Annotated in this window: 23 protein-coding genes; 10 read left to right on the top strand and 13 right to left on the bottom strand. The window is 64.5% G+C overall.

All coding sequences use genetic code 11. The features are described 5' to 3' along the window. Positions 1-17: 17 nt before the first annotated feature. The 5 genes from HOP51_RS16735 (at position 18) to HOP51_RS16715 (ending at position 4,957) form a co-directional block, all read left to right on the top strand. Positions 18-1,001 (top strand): sugar kinase, encoded by a 984-nt coding sequence (locus HOP51_RS16735; RefSeq protein ID WP_234275056.1) that lies wholly within the window; start codon positions 18-20, stop codon positions 999-1,001. A gap of 44 nt (positions 1,002-1,045) precedes the next feature. Further along, on the top strand, positions 1,046-2,038 hold the full coding sequence (locus HOP51_RS16730) for a 2-hydroxyacid dehydrogenase (RefSeq protein ID WP_234275055.1): 993 nt from the start codon (positions 1,046-1,048) through the stop codon (positions 2,036-2,038). A 38-nt stretch (positions 2,039-2,076) separates the two neighbouring features. Beyond that, positions 2,077-2,775 (top strand): HAD family hydrolase, encoded by a 699-nt coding sequence (locus HOP51_RS16725; RefSeq protein ID WP_234275054.1) that lies wholly within the window; start codon positions 2,077-2,079, stop codon positions 2,773-2,775. Between the two features lie 128 nt (positions 2,776-2,903). After that, positions 2,904-3,473, top strand: a complete 570-nt coding sequence (locus tag HOP51_RS16720; RefSeq protein WP_234275053.1) for a COG4315 family predicted lipoprotein — start codon at positions 2,904-2,906, stop codon at positions 3,471-3,473. 95 nt (positions 3,474-3,568) lie between these two features. Then, the gene (locus tag HOP51_RS16715; protein WP_234275052.1) at positions 3,569-4,957 is read left to right on the top strand and encodes an SLC13 family permease; all 1,389 of its coding nucleotides are present in this window, start codon (positions 3,569-3,571) and stop codon (positions 4,955-4,957) included. A gap of 65 nt (positions 4,958-5,022) precedes the next feature. Here the strand turns inward: HOP51_RS16715 and HOP51_RS16710 are convergent, their stop codons facing one another. Both HOP51_RS16710 and HOP51_RS16705 read right to left on the bottom strand, forming a co-directional pair. Then, positions 5,023-5,349: a hypothetical protein gene (locus HOP51_RS16710; RefSeq protein ID WP_234275051.1), complete on the bottom strand. Its 327-nt coding sequence runs from the start codon at positions 5,347-5,349 to the stop codon at positions 5,023-5,025. Between the two features lie 370 nt (positions 5,350-5,719). Continuing rightward, positions 5,720-6,067: a hypothetical protein gene (locus tag HOP51_RS16705; RefSeq protein ID WP_234275050.1), complete on the bottom strand. Its 348-nt coding sequence runs from the start codon at positions 6,065-6,067 to the stop codon at positions 5,720-5,722. A 472-nt stretch (positions 6,068-6,539) separates the two neighbouring features. Between HOP51_RS16705 and HOP51_RS16700 the strand changes: the two genes are divergently transcribed. The 4 genes from HOP51_RS16700 (at position 6,540) to HOP51_RS16685 (ending at position 9,311) form a co-directional block, all read left to right on the top strand. Next, a complete protein-coding gene (locus HOP51_RS16700) occupies positions 6,540-7,238 on the top strand; it encodes an HAD family hydrolase (RefSeq protein WP_234275049.1) in 699 nt (232 codons plus the stop codon). A gap of 105 nt (positions 7,239-7,343) precedes the next feature. Then, positions 7,344-7,721: a translation initiation factor Sui1 gene (locus tag HOP51_RS16695; RefSeq protein ID WP_234275048.1), complete on the top strand. Its 378-nt coding sequence runs from the start codon at positions 7,344-7,346 to the stop codon at positions 7,719-7,721. 28 nt (positions 7,722-7,749) lie between these two features. Further along, the gene (locus HOP51_RS16690) at positions 7,750-8,148 is read left to right on the top strand and encodes a YbaY family lipoprotein (RefSeq protein ID WP_234275047.1); all 399 of its coding nucleotides are present in this window, start codon (positions 7,750-7,752) and stop codon (positions 8,146-8,148) included. A gap of 248 nt (positions 8,149-8,396) precedes the next feature. Next, positions 8,397-9,311, top strand: a complete 915-nt coding sequence (locus HOP51_RS16685) for a nuclease-related domain-containing protein (protein WP_234275046.1) — start codon at positions 8,397-8,399, stop codon at positions 9,309-9,311. Between the two features lie 39 nt (positions 9,312-9,350). Here the strand turns inward: HOP51_RS16685 and HOP51_RS16680 are convergent, their stop codons facing one another. Continuing rightward, positions 9,351-10,688 carry a deoxyguanosinetriphosphate triphosphohydrolase gene (locus HOP51_RS16680; RefSeq protein WP_234275045.1) on the bottom strand — a complete coding sequence of 446 codons (1,338 nt, stop codon included), beginning with the start codon at positions 10,686-10,688 and terminating at the stop codon, positions 9,351-9,353. Positions 10,689-10,830: 142 nt separating this feature from the next. Here HOP51_RS16680 and HOP51_RS16675 point away from each other — a divergent pair, with 142 nt between their 5' ends. Next, complete coding sequence (locus HOP51_RS16675; RefSeq protein ID WP_234275044.1) at positions 10,831-11,010, top strand: hypothetical protein; 180 nt, start codon at positions 10,831-10,833, stop codon at positions 11,008-11,010. A gap of 103 nt (positions 11,011-11,113) precedes the next feature. Here HOP51_RS16675 and HOP51_RS16670 read toward each other — a convergent pair whose 3' ends face one another. The 10 genes from HOP51_RS16670 to phnH form a co-directional block, all read right to left on the bottom strand. Further along, positions 11,114-11,713, bottom strand: coding sequence for a hypothetical protein (locus HOP51_RS16670; protein ID WP_234275043.1), 600 nt, complete (start codon positions 11,711-11,713; stop codon positions 11,114-11,116). Between the two features lie 36 nt (positions 11,714-11,749). Further along, on the bottom strand, positions 11,750-12,919 hold the full coding sequence (locus tag HOP51_RS16665) for a zinc-dependent alcohol dehydrogenase (RefSeq protein ID WP_234275042.1): 1,170 nt from the start codon (positions 12,917-12,919) through the stop codon (positions 11,750-11,752). Positions 12,920-13,065: 146 nt separating this feature from the next. Further along, entirely contained in the window at positions 13,066-13,845 is a 780-nt protein-coding gene (gene phnP, locus HOP51_RS16660) for a phosphonate metabolism protein PhnP (protein WP_234275041.1), read from the bottom strand. Further along, positions 13,842-14,402 carry a phosphonate metabolism protein/1,5-bisphosphokinase (PRPP-forming) PhnN gene (gene phnN / locus HOP51_RS16655; RefSeq protein ID WP_234275040.1) on the bottom strand — a complete coding sequence of 187 codons (561 nt, stop codon included), beginning with the start codon at positions 14,400-14,402 and terminating at the stop codon, positions 13,842-13,844. Before phnN ends, phnP begins: the two co-directional genes overlap by 4 nt. Then, complete coding sequence (locus HOP51_RS16650; protein WP_234275039.1) at positions 14,402-15,544, bottom strand: alpha-D-ribose 1-methylphosphonate 5-triphosphate diphosphatase; 1,143 nt, start codon at positions 15,542-15,544, stop codon at positions 14,402-14,404. Before HOP51_RS16650 ends, phnN begins: the two co-directional genes overlap by 1 nt. Further along, entirely contained in the window at positions 15,537-16,286 is a 750-nt protein-coding gene (gene phnL, locus HOP51_RS16645; protein WP_234275038.1) for a phosphonate C-P lyase system protein PhnL, read from the bottom strand. The genes HOP51_RS16650 and phnL overlap by 8 nt, the downstream gene beginning before the upstream one ends. Before the next feature lie 14 nt (positions 16,287-16,300). Then, positions 16,301-17,152, bottom strand: coding sequence for a phosphonate C-P lyase system protein PhnK (gene phnK, locus HOP51_RS16640; RefSeq protein ID WP_234275037.1), 852 nt, complete (start codon positions 17,150-17,152; stop codon positions 16,301-16,303). Next, positions 17,149-17,982, bottom strand: a complete 834-nt coding sequence (locus tag HOP51_RS16635) for an alpha-D-ribose 1-methylphosphonate 5-phosphate C-P-lyase PhnJ (RefSeq protein WP_234275036.1) — start codon at positions 17,980-17,982, stop codon at positions 17,149-17,151. The genes phnK and HOP51_RS16635 overlap by 4 nt, the downstream gene beginning before the upstream one ends. Next, positions 17,979-19,136, bottom strand: a complete 1,158-nt coding sequence (locus HOP51_RS16630) for a carbon-phosphorus lyase complex subunit PhnI (RefSeq protein ID WP_234275035.1) — start codon at positions 19,134-19,136, stop codon at positions 17,979-17,981. Before HOP51_RS16630 ends, HOP51_RS16635 begins: the two co-directional genes overlap by 4 nt. Then, complete coding sequence (gene phnH / locus HOP51_RS16625; RefSeq protein WP_234275034.1) at positions 19,136-19,732, bottom strand: phosphonate C-P lyase system protein PhnH; 597 nt, start codon at positions 19,730-19,732, stop codon at positions 19,136-19,138. The genes HOP51_RS16630 and phnH overlap by 1 nt, the downstream gene beginning before the upstream one ends. Between the last annotated feature and the right edge of the window lies 1 nt (position 19,733).

Below are 19,733 nucleotides of genomic sequence, written 5' to 3'. Positions count from 1 at the left end.
CAACACAGGAAGACGCCATGAACGACGCGACACTGCCCCCGGAAATCCTCGCCTTCGGCGAAGCCATGGCGCTATTCGTGGCCGAACATCCCGGCGCGATGGAGGAAGTGGAATGCTTTAGCCGCGGCATCGCCGGAGCCGACACCAACGTCGCCATCGGCCTGGCCCGGCTCGGCTTCCGGGTCGGCTGGCTCAGCCGCGTCGGCAACGATGGCTTCGGCCGCTATATCCACACAACGCTCGAAGCCGAGGGGCTCGACTGCCGCTATCTGACCACGGATCCCGACCACGCCACGGGCCTGGTCTTCAAGGAGCGCGCCGAGGGCGGCGCCGATCCTCGGGTGGAGTACTTCCGCCGTGGCAGTGCGGCCAGCCACCTATCGCCTGAAGATGCCGCCCAGGTGGACTTCGCCGCCGCCCGTCATTTGCACGCCACCGGCATCCCCCCGGCGCTCTCCGACAGCTGCCGCGAGCTGACCCTGGACATGTTCGAGAACGCCCGGACGCAGGGCGCGAGTATTTCCTTCGACCCCAACCTGCGCCCTAGCCTGTGGCCCAGCGAGAGCGCAATGCGCGAAGCGCTGAACGTGCTGGCGGCAAAGGCCGACTGGGTGCTGCCGGGTCTGGCCGAGGGTCGCCTGCTGACCGGACTCGACACACCCCGCGACATCGCCGCCTTCTATCTCGAACGTGGCGCCAAAGCCGTGTTCCTCAAGCTCGGTCCCGAGGGGGCCTACTACCGTGGCATGCTGGAAGGCCACGAGGCAGAAGCCACGCTCGCAGGATTCCCGGTCGAGCGTGTGGTGGATACCGTGGGCGCCGGAGACGGCTTCGCCGTGGGCGTGATCAGCGCCCTGCTCGATGGCCGCTCGCCGCAGGCCGCCGCCCGTCGCGGCAATCTGATCGGCGCCCAGGCCGTACAGGTGCAGAGCGACATGGAAGGCCTACCGAGCCGCACGCACCTGACCGAGCTCGAGCGTCATCTGCCAGACTTGGCGTGATGGCCAGACCCAACGACGGCCTGACTCAACAACGGAGCGAGACAATGACAAAACGCATCGTCGCCTACAGCCGCCTCAAGCCAAAGCATCTCGATCAGCTCGGGCAACGTTTTCATGTCGACTATTTCGAAGCCCTGAAGGACACCAACGATCCTGACTTTCGCGAAGCGCTGAGCGAGGCCCATGGCATCGTCGGTTCTAGCCTGCTCATTACGCCCGAGCTGCTCGATGCAGCCCCGCAGTTGGAGGCCATTGCCAGCATTTCGGTGGGTTACGACAACTACCCTGTCGAGGAACTGACTCGCCGCGGCATCCTGCTGTGCAACACCCCCGACGTACTCACCGAGACCACCGCCGATACCGGCTTCCTGCTGATCATGGCCACGGCCAGGCGCGCCATCGAGCTGGCCGAATTCGTCAAGCGCGGCGATTGGCGTCAGAGCATCGGCGAGGCCCACTTCGGCAGCGACGTACACGGCAAGACACTGGGTATGATCGGCTTCGGCCGCATCGGTGCCGCTATAGCCCGCCGCGGTGCGCTAGGCTTCGGCATGCAGGTGCTCTATTCGAATGCCTCGCCCAAGCCAGAACTGGAACGGGAGCTAGGTGCCACTCGCTGCGAGTTGGAAGCGCTGCTGGCACAGAGCGACTTCGTCTGCGTGACCGTGCCGCTCTCGGCAGAGACGACCCACCTGATCGGCAGACGCGAGTTCGGCCTGATGAAGCCCTCGGCGATCTTCGTCAACGTCTCCCGCGGCAAGGTAGTCGACGAGGCGGCACTGGTCGGCGCGCTGGAAAGCGGCGAGATCCGTGCTGCCGGGCTCGACGTCTTCGAGCAGGAACCGCTGTCGCCGGAATCGCCGCTGCCGTACATGGCCAACGTGGTGGCCCTGCCCCATATCGGTTCGGCGACCCACGAGACCCGTGAGGCCATGACCCAGCGTGCGGTGGACAACATTACACTCGCTCTCGAAGGCAAGCGTCCCATCAGTCTGGTCAATGAGGAGGCCTTCCTCCAGCGCACCACTTCACCTTAAGCATTATCGACATCTCACTCTCACCGCGAGGAACCTACATGCCATCACCGCTCTGCCTGCTCTTCGACTCCGACGGCACCCTGGTCGACAGCGAGATCCTGCTCGCCGAGGTCATGGCCGAGGTCCTGCCCCGCCATGGCCTGCCCTTCGCGGCCGCGCAGTACATGGAGGAGTTCCGTGGCGTTCGCTTCCTGACCATTGTGCTCGAGCTGGAGCATCGCCATCGTGCGCTGGGCGACACACAGCGCCAGGCCATGGAGGACGAGATGCGTGCGCTGATGGAAGCACGCATGCGCAAGCAACTGATGCCGATCGCCGGCATGGCCGACGCCCTGGCGGCACTGCGCAGCCATCCTCGCGCGGTGGTTTCCAACGGCCCGGAGCGCAAGATCCGCTGCGCCATGGAGTGCGTGGGTTTCAGCCATCACTTCAGTCATCTGTTCAGTGCCTACAGCCTGGGCGTCTGGAAGCCGGACCCTGCGCTTTACCTCATGGCGGCCGAAGCCATGGGCCACCCACCGGAGCGCTGCGTGGTAATCGACGACGCCGCCGTGGGCGTAGCGGCCGGCATGGCGGCCGGCATGCAGGTGATCCATCTCAACCGCTTCCCCGATCAAGAGGCGACGCCTGCCGGAGCCATAGCCATTCACCACGCCAGCGAGCTGCCGGCCGCCATTGAGCGCCTGTCACGACAGACCCAGACTGCGCCTTTCACGCCGCAGCGCAGCATTAAGTGACCTAAACATAAAGAGATCCAAACGTCGTAGCAGCGCCAACTCCCGGCGTTCGTCCCGCCACCGCTGACTTGCATCCTTGCCGAGACGCTACCTACAGTGAAAAAGCACCTTGCCAAGGAGAGGTCGAAATGAAGCCAAGCGCGCTCGCGTGCAGCCTGCTGGTAGCGGCCTTCGCCGTCGCATCGGCACTCGCCGCGCCGGAAACCGCCGAGACCGAGAGCGACTACGCCACCCAAGTGGAAGGCATGAGTCCCGAGGAGTCAGAGCAACAGCTGGAACCTACCAACGAACCCACCGATCAGGCTCGCGTCGAGACCCGGGAGAAGGCCTTCGGCCGCTACCTGACCAACCAGGATGGCAAGAGCCTCTACGTATTCATGCAGGACGAGCAGGGTAGTGACCACAGCACCTGCGACGAAAGCTGCGCCATCGCCTGGCCGCCTTATACCACCGAGGAAGCACCGGCCGCCGGTGAGCAGGTCGATGGCGACCGCCTGGGCATGATCGAGCGAGAGGACGGCACCCTGCAGGTCACCTACGACGGCTGGCCGCTCTACTTCTTTGCTCGCGACGTCTATCCTGGTGACGCCCTGGGCCAGGGTCTCGATCACATGGGCGGCCCCTGGTACCTAATCTCGCCCGAAGGAGAAATTAACGAGGACGCCCCGGCGGAACAGGCCGAGCCGGCGGAGTTATGAGCCATCCGGGCAAGGGCCACGGCGGGCGTCCGGGCGGCTGACCACCATTACTTCGCCTGCTAAACTCTGCGATTCCGCTTACGCCCGGAGTTTGCATGCCTGCCGCCGCCAAGTCGCTGCCCACGCCTCGTCAGTGGATCTCCCTTGCCGCCACCATCGCGGTCACGCTGTTTCTGCTGCTGACGCCAGGCGCATCGCTGCTGGCTCGGGCAGGGGCCGTCATCGGCTTGTGCATCGGCCTGTGGGCCACCGGCTGGCTACCGCAATGGCTCACGGCGCTGGTGTTCTTCACGCTGTGCACGGTGGCGGGTGTGGCACCGGCCGATATCGTCTTCGCCGGCTTCGGCTCGGCAGCAACCTGGCTGGTCTTCTCGGGTCTGATCATCGGAGCGGCGATACAGTACACCGGGCTCGGCACCAGCCTGGCCCAGGGTGTCGGCCCGTGGCTGGAAGGTTCCTACCGCCGCGCGTTGATCGGGGTGATCCTGCTGGGCCTGGCGATGGCCTTCTTCATGCCCTCCGGCATGGGGCGTATCCTGCTGATGGTACCGATCCTCACGACCCTGGCCGACCATCTAGGCTACGAGCCCGGCGAGCGAGGGCGTACCGGGCTGATTCTCGGCGGCATGATGGGTACCTTCCTGCCCACCTATGCCATTCTGCCGGCCAACGTGCCCAATAACGTGCTGATGGGGGCTGCCGAAGCAGTGCTGGGCACGCCACCCAATTATAGCGATTACCTGCTGCTGCACTTTCCCGTGCTGGGGTTGCTCAAGACTCTGCTGCTCATCGCCGTCATGTTGTGGCTCTATCCGGCACATTCACCGCGTCAGACAACCACCACTCTGGACGCACCTTCCCGGCTCTCCCGCCCCGAGCTCGGCCTGGCTGGCCTGCTGTCGGTGGCGGTCCTGCTATGGATGAGCGACGCCTGGCACGGCATATCGCCGGCCTGGATCGGCATGCTGGTGGCGCTGGTGTGTCTGTTTCCGGGCAGTCGCTTGATGGGCCAGAACCCATTGCAGTCCATCAGCTTCGATTCGTTTCTCTATGTGGCCGGTATCGTCAGCCTCGGTGCCCTGGCCTTTCACAGCGGCCTGGGCGAGCGCGTGGCAGGTAGCCTGCTCAGTGTGCTACCACTGCACGAGGCCACGGACGCCGCAGCCTTCGGCATGCTTTCCGGGCTCGCCATGCTGCTCGGCACGTTGGTCACGCTGCCCGGCATCCCTGCCATCCTCACACCCATGGCACCCGGGCTTGCCAACATCACCGGCTGGACCCCAGAAGCGGTCTACATGACCCAGGTGGTCGGTTTTTCCACCGTGCTGCTGCCCTACCAGGCGCCACCGTTGATCGTCGGGATTCTGGCTGCGCGGATCTCGCTACGCGAGACGACCAGGCTCTGTCTGGCCACAGCCTTGCTCAGCGTACTGCTGCTGTGGCCGCTGAACTATCTCTGGTGGGAATGGCTCGGCTGGCTGTGAAAGGAAAAAAGATCGCCCCCGGCCAGCCGGGGGCGATCGAGCGGAAGGCTAGAAGGCCTTGGCCATTACCAATCCTGATCGGCGTCACCTTCCTCTTCCCACTCTTCCTCTTCATTCTCTTCTTCCCACTCGTCAGTGGTTTCCCACTCTTCCTCTTCGTTCTCCTCTTCCCACTCGTCGGTTTCCCACTCTTCCTCTTCGTTCTCGTACTCGATGGTGTCAAAGTCGGCGCCGCCTTGAGCATTGCCGTTAGCGTCCGGAGACGTTTCTTCCGGATAGACGTCTTGATCCTCTTCCTCGGCAGTGAAATCGGCCAGGGCCAACGGGCTGGCGGTCAGACCAAAAGTGATGCCGACGACACCGAGCTTCTTGAGGAATTCCTTGGACATCATGTCGTACCTCCAATGAAGTGTGCACTTCTTGCTGGATGTATTTACCGAAATCGCAGGTCAGATTCCGACATGATTGGTAGAGCGAAATGCAGGCCAACCCAGCGCAAATTTTCATTAAATCATATATAAAACAGCAACTTGTATTCATACGGCTTTGAAAAATCACTCTTGGGAAGCGCCTGGAAAGTGGTGAAAAATGTCACATGAGCACAATATGACCGTGCCACTCGTCTGAGCCTGGGCAGCACTGCCTATCAACGAAACCCGCCCCCGGCAAGGCCGGGGGCGGGTCGAGGCGGTTGATCCTATCAACCTCAGGTCACGTCGCCATCTTCCCTGACAACGACTGCCCATCCTTGGGCGTCAGAATTTACCAATCCTGGTCGTCATCCTGATCCTCTTCCCACTCTTCCTCTTCGTTCTCTTCTTCCCACTCATCGTCGGCATCGAAGCCGGTGTCGCCTTCAGCACCAGCACCCACATCGGCATCAGCATCAGTGCCTAAGCCGCTATCGCCCGTTTCAGCGCCAGCGTCGATACCGGTGTCGGCTCCAGCGCCAGCGCCTGCACCAGCGTCCTCACCTGGGACAGTCTCCTGAGGCACGGCACCCTGCTCATCCTCTTCGTCATGGAAATCGGCAAATGCCAGTGGGCTAGCAGCCAGGCCGAAAGTAATACCGACAACGCCGAGTTTCTTGAGAAATTCCTTGGACATCATGTTCGCACCTCCAAAGGTGTTGAACGTGAGTTTCCTTGTGAAGCCGAGGCTTCGCTCATCATGCGGTGAGCTAGCGGAAAGGTTGGCGCTACCTGCTCACCGACATCTCTTACTCCTCCTGAGAGGTGCAGGCGCCGGGCCAACATGACCAAGCCTTACTTAAAAATCACATAAAAACAGTTACTTATTTTATATATCAACCTGCCAGAAGAAGAACCAATGGCCATGCCTGGCGTGGTGACATCTGGCACATGGGACGGTTCTAGGCAGACTCACCGGCTAACCAGGAAAGGCTTGTGCTCACGTTGCAGTAGACAACGCAATGTTACCTGTGACTTGAACACCTCGCGCTTACGCGCAATACTTAGGAAACAGCGTTCGCAAAACCATGCGGGCCTAAACTTCACGGCCCGCATGCCGATACAAGAGGTAAGTACTACTCGACAGTCCTGGACTGCGAAGGAATCTAGGTATGATCCGCCCCTTATGCCTGCTTTTCGATTGTGATGGCACGCTGGTCGACAGCGAGCCTCTGCTGGCCGCCGAAATGGCAGTCAGCCTGACCCGGCTGGGGCTTCCCTTCCAGGCCAGCGATTATGTCGGTGAATTCCGCGGCAGTCGCTTCCGCAGCATCGTGGCAACGCTCGAGGAGCGCTACGGCAGCGTCGATCCACTGCATCTGGCTGAAACCGAAATCGAGATGCGCAGCAATCTGAATCGTCGACTCGAAACCGAGCTCTTGGCGATAACGGGGGCGCGCGAGGCGCTCCTGGCGCTGGTCGACTACCCATGCGGCGTGGTATCCAACGGTCCCGAGAACAAGATTCGCACCTCTCTCAAGGCCATCGGTTTCGCCGACTTCTTTGGCACGCACCTCTATAGCGGTTACACCGCCAACTACTGGAAGCCCGACCCACGCCTCTACCTGCATGCCGCCAGCATGATGGGCTTCGACGCCGAAGACTGCATCGCCATCGACGATGCCCTGGTAGGCGTCAAGGCCGCTCTGGATGCCGGCATGACGGTGGTGCACCTGAACCGCTACCCCGACGCCGAAGAGACACCCGAAGGGGCGATCATGATCAGCAGCATGTACCAACTGCCCACGGTGATCGAGAATCTGGCGCACACTAGGGCCATGGACAGTCGGCAGGTTGCGCACGCTCGCTAGCCCTGACTTGTCCGAAAAACTGGCCTGGCCCCTCCATATCGGCCCGTTGGCCTGATGCGTTATCATTTGGCCCTACCCTCGCCTGCGATGCCAGGAGCTTTTTCGATGGCCTCACTGCATGACCAACTGCGCGGCCTGGTCTATTCCACCGAACATGGCGACATCTGCCCGAGTTGCCGCCAGCCACAAGACGACTGCCGCTGCGCCGAACTGGCCGAACAGGAGCGTATCGCAGCGCTCGACGGTATCGTGCGCATACGCCGTGAAACCAGCGGGCGCAAGGGCAAGGGAGTGACAACGATCAGCGGCCTCCCCTTGTCCAAGGCAGAACTCAGGACGCTGGCCAAGTCGCTCAAGAAGCGCTGCGGCACGGGAGGCTCGGTCAGTGACGATGGGGTGATCGAAATCCAGGGAGATCATCGCGAACCGCTCAAGGCCGAACTCGAGCGCCAGGGCTACACCGTCAAGCTCGCGGGCGGTTGACTCGCGGGCGCAGGATAAGGGAGGAGACATGGCTTTTCGTCTGTCCACTACAGGCAGGATGCGCTTCACGATCAGTATGCTGGCTCTCCTGGCGCTGGCCGGGTGTGCCAGCGCCCCCGACTTCACCGAACTCACCGCTCAGGTCGAGCCCCCGGCGGGGCTGGAGCCTGCCGCGGACGCCGAATTGCAGGTGCAACTGCGGGATGCCGAGGGCACTCTGGCAGCAACCCATGCCACACCGCGCGGCAGCGGCCCCTGGCCCGTCGTGCTGCGCTTCGATCGTCGCACTCTCGAGGCGGCCCGCTCACCGCAGTTGGCGGCCGAGCTGCGCCAAGGCGGCAGCTTGACTCATGTCACCGCGGAGCCTGTCGCCGTATCGGGTACCGACGCCAGCCCCGTCAGCCTGCCGCTAGCCCCGCGCCCGTAAACCCAGCGGGATAGTCGGAAATGCCGCTGTCGGTGCTGGCCCCGGCACCGGTGAGCACGGCCAGGCGCGGATGCACTCGATGAAATTCCGCAGACACTCGACCGCTTCTGTCACGGCAGGCTGTCGTGTATCGTTCATCGTCTATCCATCATGCTGCGGTGCATTCTCAGGCACGGACGTGGCCCTTTGCGCCTCAGGTTGTCTAGAATGTAATGCTTCTGTGACTCTCACCGGCAAGGACGATGCCCATGGCCTGGCTGGAATACCTACTGCCCCTCATTTTCCTGTTCCCGCTTGGGGCCATGGCCGTCATCGTCATTGCCTTGCGTAACCTACATGACGCCCGGGTACGCTCGCCGTTCAATGCCCGCCCCCTGCGCGAACCGGGCCAGGCCCTGCGTAACCGTCTCGACGGTGCCTTTGCCACGCTGTTCCTCAACGGCGCGCTGGGCCCCATCGTCACCCTGGCCCCGCTGGTCTACGGCATGGGCCGCATGCTCTTCGCCAGCCGCCAGAACTGGATCGAATGGGCGCTCTATGGCGCGTTGAGCACGGTTCTGGTACTGATCTATTGTTTCCTGCTGATTCGCGACTTCCAGCATATTCGGCGCATCAAGCTGGGGCTGGCCTGCGAGCTGGCCGTAGGCCAGGAGCTGGAGCGTCTGGTCAGCCCCGAGGCCCACCCCTATTTCGTGTTCCACGACGTTCCCACCGACAGCGACATCATCGATCATGTGGCCATCACACCGCACGGCGTGTTCGTGGTTGAGACACGCGCCCGCACCCGGCCGCTCACTGCGGACGGACGTGAGATCAACGTGGTGACCGTCGAGCCCGAACGCTTGCGCTTTCCCGGCTGGAGCGAGCATCGCCCGCTGATCAAGACGCTGCGCGCCTCGCACTGGCTCGCCGCCTGGCTCGAGCGACACTGCGGCCAGCCGGTGCCGGTGATGGGCGTGCTCGCGCTGCCGGGCTGGGACATCACCTGTGCCGGAACGCCCGATGGGCTGATGGTCGTCAGCGGCGAGTCGCTTGCCGACAAGTTGCAAGCACGTCATCTGGGCACACTCGACGACGCCCTGCACGACAAAGTCATCGAGGCCCTGGTCGAGCGCGCCGCGGAACTGGACCGCAACCCGACGCTCTACGAGCCCTCGATCTGAGCTTGCCGTCGTCGCCTTTCGATCGAAGCTCCCATCCCGTCAGTCCCCCCTTAGGCGCCCGCCCATCTCCTGGGCCAGGTCGACGGCGTAGTGATCGGTCATGCCGCCGATGAAGTCGAGCATGCGCCGATAGCTGGCGTAGAGCGACCAGGAGGGGCGCGGCGTGTTCTCGCCGATCAGCGCCAGCACACGCTGATGCTTGAACGTCGAATGCCCGGTGAAGTGCAGCTCATGGGCGGCGCCGATGAAGGCCTCGAGCAGGATGCCCAGGGTGGTATAGGCGCCGATTTCGAGCTTGGCCTTGCGTTCGTTCTGGAAGATACGCTCACGGGCCAGTTGCTTGGCTGCCGCCACGCCCCAGCCCAGATCCGGATGGCAGAGCTCGAGCAGGTCGCTGGTGAGCGTGCCATTGAGCAGCGCCGTCTCGTGCTCGACGAACACGGCGCCCACGTCGTTGACGGCTCGCTCCATGGCGGCACCGCGTAGTGCGGCGATACGTCGCCGCTGGGAGACCCCGTCGCGGGCCATGCGCGAATAGTCCGGCGGCGCATCGCCGGCGATCTGCAGCAGCACGTCGGCGACCTCGTCAAAGCGCAGAATGCCCATCTCCAGGCCATCCTCGAGATCCAGCAACGCGTAGCAGATGTCGTCGGCGGCCTCCACCAGCCACGCCAGAGGATGCCGGCACCAACGTCCCTCCCCGCGCGGCAGCAGGCCCAGGCAGCGGGTCACGTCCTCGAGCAGCGCCTTTTCCGACTGGTAGCAGCCGAACTTGCCGGCGCTGCCGCCGTGCTCCACCGTCCAGGGATACTTCAGCAGGGTGCCCAGGGTCGCCGCGGTCAGGCGCATGCCGCCGCGAAACTGGTTGTATTCGATCTGGGTGACGATGCGAAACCCCTGGGCATTACCCTCGTAGGTCAGCAGGTCGGCCCGCTCATGCTCGGTCAAGCCTTCGAGCAGGCCGCTGCCTTCCGCTTCGGCGCGCTTGAACCAGTCGCGGATGGCATACTCGCCGGCATGGCCGAAGGGCGGGTTGCCAATGTCGTGCCCCAGGCACGCGGCCTGAACGATCACGCCGAGGTCGGCGGGTGTGATCCATTGCGGCAACCGCTCGCGCAGCAGTTCGCCCACGATCATGCCCAGGCTGCGCCCCACGCAGCCCACCTCCAGCGAGTGGGTCAGGCGCGTGTGGATATGGTCGTTGTCGGTCAAGGGATGGACCTGGGTCTTGCGCCCCAGCCGCCGGAACGAGCCGGAGAAGACGATACGATCATGATCCTTGTGGAACGGGCTGCGGCCGATTTCATCACGCCCGCTGATGGGCTTTCCATGTAGCCGCGAAGGGTCGAGCAATTGCTGCCAATGCATCTGCGTCATGGGCTTCCTCCTGAAGCCTTCATTCTGGCACTGCCATGGGTGACATGACCATCATCGTCGCCATCGTCTCGCTTGTGGCCTACCGCGGGACTTGCCTAACTTGTCATACAGAGAGGCCCACACAATCGGCAAGGAGGCAGATATGGCACGCAAACCCGATGCGCCCCGGCCCGAGCAGCCGGGCGATGAAGCACCTCCCGGTACGCCCGGAACCGGCGAGAACGTATGCCCGAAGTGCAAGGGCGAGGGCCGAATCGGTGACGGTACCTGTCCCGAGTGCGGCGGCTCCGGCTACGTCATCGAAGGGATAGGCGGCGGATGAATGTTTCGCCGCGCTGGCGCCCTTCACGGCAGAAGGCCGAACCTGCGCGGCTCGGCCTTCTGCTTGTACGTTCGATATGTCTGGTTTCGATACGCTTCGCGGCTCAGTAGTCGTAATCGCTGCCCTTGGCATAGCCGCTGGTATCGCGACGATAGGATGCCGTTGGCTGCAGCCGCGGCCCCGGCGAACGTGCCGGTGACGGGAGGGCAGCGGGACGTGAAGGCAGCCCACCACTGCGCGCCGCGGCTCCACGGGCACGCTCCAAGCCCTGGGGGAAGCCGCTGCGTGTGCTGTAGTCGGGTGTACGCCCAGCCTGATAAGCGTGACGCCGGGTTTGATCCCGAGCGCAATATAGGTGCCCTGCGGCACATGCGCCTACTCCGACCAAGGCAAGTTTGACGTTGCCCCGCTTGGGATGATCGCGATCGGCGAGCAAGGCCAGCAGGGCCGCCAGGTCCAGGATATCGCCGGCACTACGCGCCCATAGTGCGGGTTTGGGATTGACCGAGAGCGCGCCAAAACCGGTCGCGACACCGCGTGCTCCGCAGGTACGCACCAAGGCTTCGGCCCCTTCGACCCCGAGCGCGCGGGTCACGCTGCGCGGCGCCAGCAGTTGATACAGGCCCAGTCCAATGCCGAGCCAGCCCAGCCCCCGTACCAGCCGGTCGCTGGGCTGTAGTGAATGGCGACGATCGATGTTCATGCTCACCTCCTTGTTCGTTTGCCTGCTACCAGCCGATCAGGGCTTGAGCACCACCTTCACGCAGCCGTCCTGCTTGTCACGGAAGGTGTTGTACATGTCCGGCCCCTGCTCGAGCCCGGCACTATGGGTGACCACGAAGGAAGGATCGATCTGCCCATCGTCGATCAGGCTCAGCAGCTCGTCGGTCCAGCGCTTGACGTGGGTCTGTCCGGTGCGCACGGTCAGGCCCTTGTTCATCAACGGCCCCATGGGCACCTTGTCGATCAGGCCACCATAGACGCCGGGAATCGACAGAATGCCCCCCGGGCGACAAACGTAGATCATCTCGCGCAGCACGTGGGCGCGATCATTCTCCAGCATCATCGCCTGCTTGAAGCGATCGTAGACCGAGTCGATGGAACGCGGCACATGGGACTCCAGCCCCACCGCGTCGATGCACTTCTCCGGCCCCTTGCCCTGGGTCAGTTCCTGCAGGCGGGCGAGCACGCTCTCTTCATCGAAGTTGAGCGCGATTGCCCCACCGGCCTCGGCCATGGCCAGGCGCTCCGGTACGTTGTCGATCGCCACGACCTGTTCTGCCCCCAGCAGCACGGCGCTGCGCACGCAGAACTGGCCGACCGGGCCGGCACCCCACACGACCACGGTGTCGGTGGGCTCGATGTCGCACTGCACCGCGGCCTGCCAGCCGGTGGGAAAAATATCGCCGAGGAACAGTACCTGCTCGTCGGTCAGGCTGTCGGGTACCTTGACGTGGGTATTGTCGGCGAAGGGCACGCGCACGTATTCCGCCTGACCGCCGGCATAGCCACCGGTGAGATGCGAGTAGCCGAACAAGCCGGCGCCAGCATGACCGAAGACCTTGTCGGCCAGTGCCTTGTTACGGTTAGAGCGCTCGCAGAGGGAAAAATTGCCGCGCCGACACTGCTCGCAATCGCCACAGGTGATGGTGAAGGGCACCACGACACGGTCGCCGACCTTGAGGTCGCGGGTCTCGGCGCCGACCTCCATCACCTCGCCCATGAACTCGTGCCCCACCACGTCGCCCGACTCCATGGCCGGAATGAAGTGGTGAAAGAGATGAAGGTCAGAGCCGCAGATGGCGCAGCTGCTCACGTTGATGATGGCGTCGCGGGGATCCTCGATGCGAGGGTCGGGAACCGTTTCGTAGCGAATGTCATTCTTGCCGTGCCAACACAGCGCTTTCATTGACTCTCTCCCTGTCTGTCCGCATGAGCGAATGTCCTGACCTCACCATAGTGCAGGCCCGACAAGCAGCAGGTAAGGGAGTTTGGTTCCTCGGTTACGGTCCTTTGCCAAGCTCGGTTTACCTGTCCAGCAAGCCAAACTCAAACTTAGGCAGTCCATGCCTGAGCCGCGCCAAGATCGAGCTCGAGTCCATCCTGTGCCAGTGCCACGTTGGGTGGCAATGCCAGGGGCACACTCATTAGCTCGGCATCCACCTCATGGCCAAGGTGCGTCAGCCATGCCTGCCGTGGAGCCAATCGCTCGAGGATCTCCAGTGCCATGGGTACCGTGTTGTGGTTGCGCGGCTCCGCATGGCTGCCCGGATACGTGGCGTCGAGTACGACCACATCGGGCCGCCAGTCTCGCAGAAAGCGATCAGTCTCGACCGGCAGGCCGCAGGTATCGGTGAGATAGGCCAGACGCGTACCGCCGTCATCCAGGCAGAACCCCAGTGTCGGTTTGCTGTGGGTGAGCGGTACCGGAATCATCTCGCACCCGACCAGGCGCAGCGGCCGGAACGGCTTGAGCCCGGGCTGAAAATCCAACACGCCGGAATGCTTGAAGAGATCGGCACAGCCATGGGCATCCTTGGGCCCGTAGACGGGGATCGGCTCGCCGGTGCCCCAGCGCAGGTGAAAGAGCCCCTGGACATGGTCAGCATGGTAGTGAGTCAGCAAGATCGCCGCCGGACGCTCGCGCTCACAGCTTTCCGCCAGGTCCATGCGACCGGCATCGAGCAGGTAACGGTGGCCATCCACCCTCACCTCGGCGCAACAGGGCCCGCGTCGATGACAGCTCAATACCCGGGCACGCTCGCACGCCATGCAGTCACAACCGAAGCGCGGCACCTGGGCGCTGTCGCCTGTGCCGATAAAGCGCAGCCTCATGACACGCACTCCTCGGACAGCCAGGCATCGAGCGCCGCCACGGTGTCTGACAAGGCTCCGCTGTTATCGAGCCGATGCACCCCGGGGCAGGCCTGGTCGAGCCGACGGTGGCGGGCCAGCCGCGCTTCGATCTCGGCGGGGTTCTCGCGACCACGGGACATCAGCCGCTCGTAGAGCACCTCGGGGCGCGCAGAGACCAGCACCGGGCGCAGTTGCCGGCTGAAACGCGCCTCGGCCCTTGCCAGCGCATGGCGGCTGCCGTTCACCAGCACCGTCATGCCCCGTTCGAGCCAGGCTTCCACCTCGATGCCCAAGGCATAATTCAGGCCGTGTGCCTGCCAGTCGAGGCAGAACAGGCCCGCCTGGCGGCGCCAGCTGAATTCTTCTCGGCTGAGGCTCACGCAGTCCTCACTGGCGCCGCTCTCCCGGGTGATATAGCGATGAGCCACCGGCCACTGTGGATGACGGCGCCGGGCAGCGCGCAGCAGGCTGTCCTTGCCCACCCCGCTGGCCCCCATCACGTAAACCAGTCGTCCCGCCTCGCCAAGGCCAGCCATCAGTGCACCTGCCGGCCAGCCGACCAGACTCGCTCGACCAGCGGATGATCGTCGCACAGCCTGACCCGGACCAGGTCCGCGCGCGATCCCGCGGCAAGCCGCCCACGGTCGGTCAGACCCACGGCCTCGGCCGGTATCCGCGAAGCAGTGGCCACCGCACGGGGGAGCGTATAGCCGCCCTCCATTCGCGCGATGCGGAACACGGCATCGAGCAGCGCCGCCGGGTAATAGTCGGAAGAGAGCACGTCCAGCACACCACGTGCTACCAGATCGGCAGCGGCAACATTGCCGGAGTGCGACCCGCCGCGCACCACGTTGGGCGCACCCATCATGACCGCCATGCCGGCGCGGTGCGAGGCCTCGGCCGCCTCCAGGGTTGTCGGGAATTCGGCGACCCGGGTGCCGTACTCGCGGCTCTCGGCGACGTGTTCCAGGGTGGCGTCGTCGTGGCTCGCCAGTGCCAAGCCGCGGGAGTGGCACTCGGCGGCGATGGCGCGTCGATGCTGGGCACTGTAGCGGGCACTGCTGGCACGCTGCTGGGTGACGAAGGTCTCCAGCTCGCTGTCGCTCAACCCGTACTTGCCCTGGTAATAGGTGCTGTAAGCTTCGAAGGAAACGAACTGGCGCTGACCAGGGGTATGGTCCATCAGCGACACCAGGCCCAGTCGCGGCAGATCGGCGAGTTCACAAAAGCGCTCCAGCGTTTCGGCCTGGCTGACCTCGCAGCGCAAGTGCAGGCGGTGGTCGACCCGCGCCAGCCCGCCGTCGACGATATCGTCGATCGCCCGACACATCTCGGCGAGCGCCTGGTGGCGCATGCTCTGCTTGTTGACGTCGCCAATGGCCACGGCATCGAACACCGTGGTGATGCCGCTAGCCGCCATCTGGGCGTCGTGGGCCAGCGCCGCCTGGCGCGCCGGCCAGGCTACCTTGGGGCGCGGCTGAAAATACTTCTCCATATTGTCGGTATGCAGCTCGACCAGCCCCGGCAGCAAATAATCGCCGTCGCAGTCGATCGCCGCCGAATGCCGGCTCGGGGCGATATCGAGCCCAGCGATGCGTCCGTCGCGTATCACCAGACTGCCCGTCACGACCTCATCGTCGAGTACCAGCCGGGCATTGCTGAGAATCTGTTCACTCATGGTCGTTCTCCTGAAAAAGCTGGCTGGCATCGATCCGCGCACGGCTCGGGTCGTCCATGTAGTTCTCGAGCGGCAGCAGGCGATCGGCCACGCGCTCGCGCACGTCCTCGTCGTGAAAGATGCCGAGCATGGCGGCACCGCGAGCCTTGGCCTCGCGAATCAGCTCGATCACCACCGCGCGGTTGGCGGCATCCAGTGAGGCAGTGGGTTCGTCGAGCAGCAGCAAGGGATGCTCGCCGATGAAGCCGCGGGCAATGTTGACGCGCTGCTGCTCACCTCCGGAGAAAGTCCCGGGCGGCAGCGACCATAGCCGCTCGGGCAGGTTGAGCCGGGCCAGCAGAGTCTCGGCGCGAAGCCTGCTCTCGACGGCATCGGCTCCGCGTGCCAGCAGTGGCTCCATCACCACCTCGCAGGTCGAGACACGCGGAACCACCCGCAGGAATTGGCTGACATAGCCGATCACGTCGCGACGCAGGGCATGCCAGGCGTGAGCCGGCAGTTCGGTGAGCGTCAGCGGCCCGTCATCGAAATGCAGGCGAATACGCCCATGTCCGGCCAGGTAGTTGCCATAGAGAATCTTGAGCAGCGTGCTCTTGCCGATGCCGCTGGGGCCGGCCAGCACCAAGCATTCGCCGCGCCGGAGATCGAGCGCGAGATCGCGCATGACCGTGAGCGCGAGCCCGCCCTGGCCGTGTAGCACGAAGCCCTTGCCCAGGCCTTCGACGGTGAGAATCGGGTTCATGATCGTCTCCTCGGTCAGGGTGTCAGCACCGACGACACCAGCAACTGGGTGTAGGCGTGCTGCGGATCGTCGAGTATCTGGTCGGTGAGTCCCGCTTCCACCACCCGGCCACGGCGCATCACCAGCAGCCGGTGGGCGAGCAGGCGGGCCACGGCGAGGTCGTGGGTCACCAGCACCATCGACAACCCAAGCTGGCGCACCAGGGTGCGCAGCATATCGAGCAGGCGTGCCTGCACCGAGACGTCGAGTCCGCCGGTGGGCTCGTCCATGAACACCAGCCGCGGCCGGGTGACCAGGGTGCGGGCGATCTGCAGGCGCTGCTGCATGCCGCCGGAGAAGGTGTGTGGCACGTCGTCGATGCGCTCGGGGTCGAGTTCCACCTGGGTCATCCAGTCCTGTCCGGCGGCTCGCAACTGGCCATAGTGGCGCTGGCCCAGTGCCATCAGGCGCTCGCCGACGTTGGCCCCTGCCGATACACTCATGCGCAGGCCGTCGCGCGGGTTCTGATGCACCAAGCCCCACTCCAGACGCAGCAGGGCGCGGCGGCGCGCCTCGCCAATGGCGTAGAGGTCGGTCTCGAGGCTATCGCCCGGGCGGTGATAGACCACCCGGCCGGCATCCGGCGCTTCCAGGCCGGCCAGCACGCGTAGCAGGGTCGACTTGCCGGAGCCGGACTCACCGACGATGCCGAGCACCTCGCCGGCATGCAGGCGAAAGTCGACCGCCTCGCAGCCCTTGCCGGGGCCGTAGAGCCGCGTGACCTCCTGTACGTCAAGCAGGACGGGGCGAGCCAGGTCAGGGCAGCGGAGTGATGGAGCAGGCTCTGCTTCAGGACATTGGGAACCAGGAAGATCGGGACGGCTCATGCGCTCTCCTCGCGGCGGCGTTCGCAGTAGTCAGTATCGGAGCAGACGAACATGCGTCCGCCGGCGTCATCGGTGATCACCTCGTCGAGGAAGCTCTCAGCGCTGTCGCACAGTGCGCAACGCTCGTCCCAGCGCTGGATCTCGAAGGGGTGATCCTCGAAGTCGAGACTCTCGACCCGAGTATGCGGCGGTATGGCGTAGAGCCGCTTCTCCCGGCCTGCGCCGAACAGCAGCAGCGCGGGGCTCATGTCGAGCTTGGGATTGTCGAACTTGGGGATCGGCGAAGGATCCATGACGTAGCGGCCATCGACCTTGACCGGATAGGCGTAGGTGGTGGCGATATGCCCATGCCGGGCAATGTCTTCGTAGAGCTTCACATGCATCACCCCGTACTCCTCCAGGGCGTGCATCAGCCGGGTTTCCCGCTCGCTGGGCTCGATGAAGCGCAGCGGTTCGGGTATGGGCACCTGGAATACCAGGATCTGGCCCGGCTCGAGCGGCGTTTCGGGGATACGGTGGCGGGTCTGGATGATGCTGGCCGCCCGTGTCGCGGTTGTCGTCTCGACCCCGGCCACCCGCTCGAAGAAGGCACGAATGCTGACCGCATTGGTGGTGTCGTCGGCGCCCTGGTCGATCACCTTGAGCACGTCGTCGGCACCAAGAATGCTGGCAGTGAGCTGCATGCCACCGGTACCCCAGCCATAGGGCATGGGCATCTCGCGGCCGCCGAAAGGCACCTGGTAGCCGGGAATGGCCACCGCCTTCAGCAGGGCACGGCGGATCATGCGCTTGGTCTGCTCGTCGAGGTAGGCGAAGTTGTAGCCGTTCATACAGTGCTCCCGGGATTCGCGGTGTCTGCTGTGCTTGCCTGAGGTTCACCCTGGGACGGCCCGGCTTCGGCGGCCTCGGTCCGGCCGGGGGATGTCGCTTCGTATTCCCGTCGCAGGCGGCGCAGCAGTTCCAGCTCCGACTGGAAATCGACGTAGTGCGGCAGCTTGAGATGCGAGACGAAGCCCGAAGCCTCGACGCTGTCGGCGTGGGCCAACACGAACTCGGCCTGCTGGGCGGGGCCCTGGACCTCCTCACCGAGCTCCTCGGCACGCAGCGCCCGATCGACCAGGGCCATGGCCATGGCCTTGCGCTCGCTGTGGCCGAAGGCCAGCCCGTAGCCCCGGGTGAACTGCGGCGCGGCCTCACGAGAGCCGCCGAACTGGTTGATCATCTGGCATTCGCTCAGCGCGATCTCGCCTACGCACACCGCCTCGCCCCACTCCTCGACGAGGATCTCCACCTCCACCTGGCCCAGGCGGATCTCGCCGGCAAAGGGGTGGTTGCGCCCATAGCCACGCTGGGTGGAGTAGCCCAGCGCCAGCAGGTAGCCCTCGTCGCCACGTGCCAGCATCTGCAGCCGCGTGGCGCGGTCGACCGGATAATCGGGCGGCTCGCGGGTGATATCGCAGGGCTCGGCACCGTCGTCGAGCTCGCGCTCGATCACCCCCTCGGCATCGAGCAGTTCGAGGATCTGGGGGCATGGCTCCAGGGGCTGCTCGCTACGCTCGGGTGCCGGCGCATCGCTCCCGGCGAGCAGCAGGAAATCGAGCAGACGGTGGGTATAGTCATAGGTCGGTCCGAGCACCTGGCCGCCGGGAATGTCTTTGTAGGTGGCACTGATGCGCCGCTCGATGCGCATGCTGCCGGTGTCCAGCGGCTCACTCACCGCCAGGCGCGGCAGTGTGGTGCGATAGGCGCGCAGCAGGAAGACCGCCTCGATCATGTCGCCGCTGGCCTGCTTGATGGCAAGCGCGGCGAGCTCGGGGTCGTAGAGCGAAGCCTCGGCCATGACGCGGTCGACGGCCAGGTGCAGTTGGTCCTGAATCTGCCCGACCTCGAGTTCAGCCCGCTCACGCTTGCCGCGGCGGCGGTCGGCCAGCAGACGATGGGCGTTGGCGATGGCGCGCTCGCCCCCTTTGACGGCTACATACATCAGACGACCTCCTCGATTCGAGTGGTGCGTGGCAGTGCGGCGAGGCGCTCGCCACAACCGAGGATGGCATCGAGACCACACGGAAAGCCTTGGCGATTGGCAGCAAGCCGCAGCATCAGGGGGCGAGCGCGCTCTTCCATACGAAGCGTGCGCTGGGCCGGTATGCCCGGCCCACTCAGCCGCCAAGTGCCGCTTCCGGTGTCGCCGCTATCGAGGAACTCGAGTGCGACCAGCAGCGTGGTACTGCGCTCGGGGTACTCGTCGCTACCCAGCGCAAACTCAGGCGCCTCGCACAGCGTCGCCGGCGTCATCAGCGCGAAATCCGCCGACCCCGGTTCATCCGTCAGGCAGCAGCCGGTATGGAAGACCAGCGCCTCGCGCAGTGCCGGAGTATCCAGTGCAGGGGCGAGCAATACACGGACATCGAGATCGCACAGGGTCAGCAGCGCACCCCATAGTGCGGGGCCAATGACGTCTTGCGGCGGTGCCGGGGCCGCCAGGGTATGCAGGGTGCCGGGCTCGCTCATGGCCGCCAACAACTGACGGAACATACGCTGGCTGTCATGTACGGGATCGTTCAGGGTCGGCCAAGGCATG

It is taken from the genome of Billgrantia zhangzhouensis (genome assembly GCF_021404465.1).
GTDB lineage: Bacteria > Pseudomonadota > Gammaproteobacteria > Pseudomonadales > Halomonadaceae > Halomonas > Halomonas zhangzhouensis.
The sequence above is the reverse complement of the archived record's forward strand: the minus strand, read 5'-3'. Positions and strand labels throughout refer to the sequence as shown.

What these genes read in the sequence shown, in the direction of transcription:
- HOP51_RS16735 (WP_234275056.1), top strand. Translation starts at nt 18, where the DNA reads ATGAACGACGCGACACTGCCCCCGGAAATCCTCGCCTTCGGCGAAGCC.
- HOP51_RS16730 (WP_234275055.1), top strand. Translation starts at nt 1,046, where the DNA reads ATGACAAAACGCATCGTCGCCTACAGCCGCCTCAAGCCAAAGCATCTC.
- HOP51_RS16725 (WP_234275054.1), top strand. Translation starts at nt 2,077, where the DNA reads ATGCCATCACCGCTCTGCCTGCTCTTCGACTCCGACGGCACCCTGGTC.
- HOP51_RS16720 (WP_234275053.1), top strand. Translation starts at nt 2,904, where the DNA reads ATGAAGCCAAGCGCGCTCGCGTGCAGCCTGCTGGTAGCGGCCTTCGCC.
- HOP51_RS16715 (WP_234275052.1), top strand. Translation starts at nt 3,569, where the DNA reads ATGCCTGCCGCCGCCAAGTCGCTGCCCACGCCTCGTCAGTGGATCTCC.
- HOP51_RS16710 (WP_234275051.1), bottom strand. Translation starts at nt 5,349, where the DNA reads ATGATGTCCAAGGAATTCCTCAAGAAGCTCGGTGTCGTCGGCATCACT.
- HOP51_RS16705 (WP_234275050.1), bottom strand. Translation starts at nt 6,067, where the DNA reads ATGATGTCCAAGGAATTTCTCAAGAAACTCGGCGTTGTCGGTATTACT.
- HOP51_RS16700 (WP_234275049.1), top strand. Translation starts at nt 6,540, where the DNA reads ATGATCCGCCCCTTATGCCTGCTTTTCGATTGTGATGGCACGCTGGTC.
- HOP51_RS16695 (WP_234275048.1), top strand. Translation starts at nt 7,344, where the DNA reads ATGGCCTCACTGCATGACCAACTGCGCGGCCTGGTCTATTCCACCGAA.
- HOP51_RS16690 (WP_234275047.1), top strand. Translation starts at nt 7,750, where the DNA reads ATGGCTTTTCGTCTGTCCACTACAGGCAGGATGCGCTTCACGATCAGT.
- HOP51_RS16685 (WP_234275046.1), top strand. Translation starts at nt 8,397, where the DNA reads ATGGCCTGGCTGGAATACCTACTGCCCCTCATTTTCCTGTTCCCGCTT.
- HOP51_RS16680 (WP_234275045.1), bottom strand. Translation starts at nt 10,688, where the DNA reads ATGACGCAGATGCATTGGCAGCAATTGCTCGACCCTTCGCGGCTACAT.
- HOP51_RS16675 (WP_234275044.1), top strand. Translation starts at nt 10,831, where the DNA reads ATGGCACGCAAACCCGATGCGCCCCGGCCCGAGCAGCCGGGCGATGAA.
- HOP51_RS16670 (WP_234275043.1), bottom strand. Translation starts at nt 11,713, where the DNA reads ATGAACATCGATCGTCGCCATTCACTACAGCCCAGCGACCGGCTGGTA.
- HOP51_RS16665 (WP_234275042.1), bottom strand. Translation starts at nt 12,919, where the DNA reads ATGAAAGCGCTGTGTTGGCACGGCAAGAATGACATTCGCTACGAAACG.
- phnP (WP_234275041.1), bottom strand. Translation starts at nt 13,845, where the DNA reads ATGAGGCTGCGCTTTATCGGCACAGGCGACAGCGCCCAGGTGCCGCGC.
- phnN (WP_234275040.1), bottom strand. Translation starts at nt 14,402, where the DNA reads ATGGCTGGCCTTGGCGAGGCGGGACGACTGGTTTACGTGATGGGGGCC.
- HOP51_RS16650 (WP_234275039.1), bottom strand. Translation starts at nt 15,544, where the DNA reads ATGAGTGAACAGATTCTCAGCAATGCCCGGCTGGTACTCGACGATGAG.
- phnL (WP_234275038.1), bottom strand. Translation starts at nt 16,286, where the DNA reads ATGAACCCGATTCTCACCGTCGAAGGCCTGGGCAAGGGCTTCGTGCTA.
- phnK (WP_234275037.1), bottom strand. Translation starts at nt 17,152, where the DNA reads ATGAGCCGTCCCGATCTTCCTGGTTCCCAATGTCCTGAAGCAGAGCCT.
- HOP51_RS16635 (WP_234275036.1), bottom strand. Translation starts at nt 17,982, where the DNA reads ATGAACGGCTACAACTTCGCCTACCTCGACGAGCAGACCAAGCGCATG.
- HOP51_RS16630 (WP_234275035.1), bottom strand. Translation starts at nt 19,136, where the DNA reads ATGTATGTAGCCGTCAAAGGGGGCGAGCGCGCCATCGCCAACGCCCAT.
- phnH (WP_234275034.1), bottom strand. Translation starts at nt 19,732, where the DNA reads ATGCCTTGGCCGACCCTGAACGATCCCGTACATGACAGCCAGCGTATG.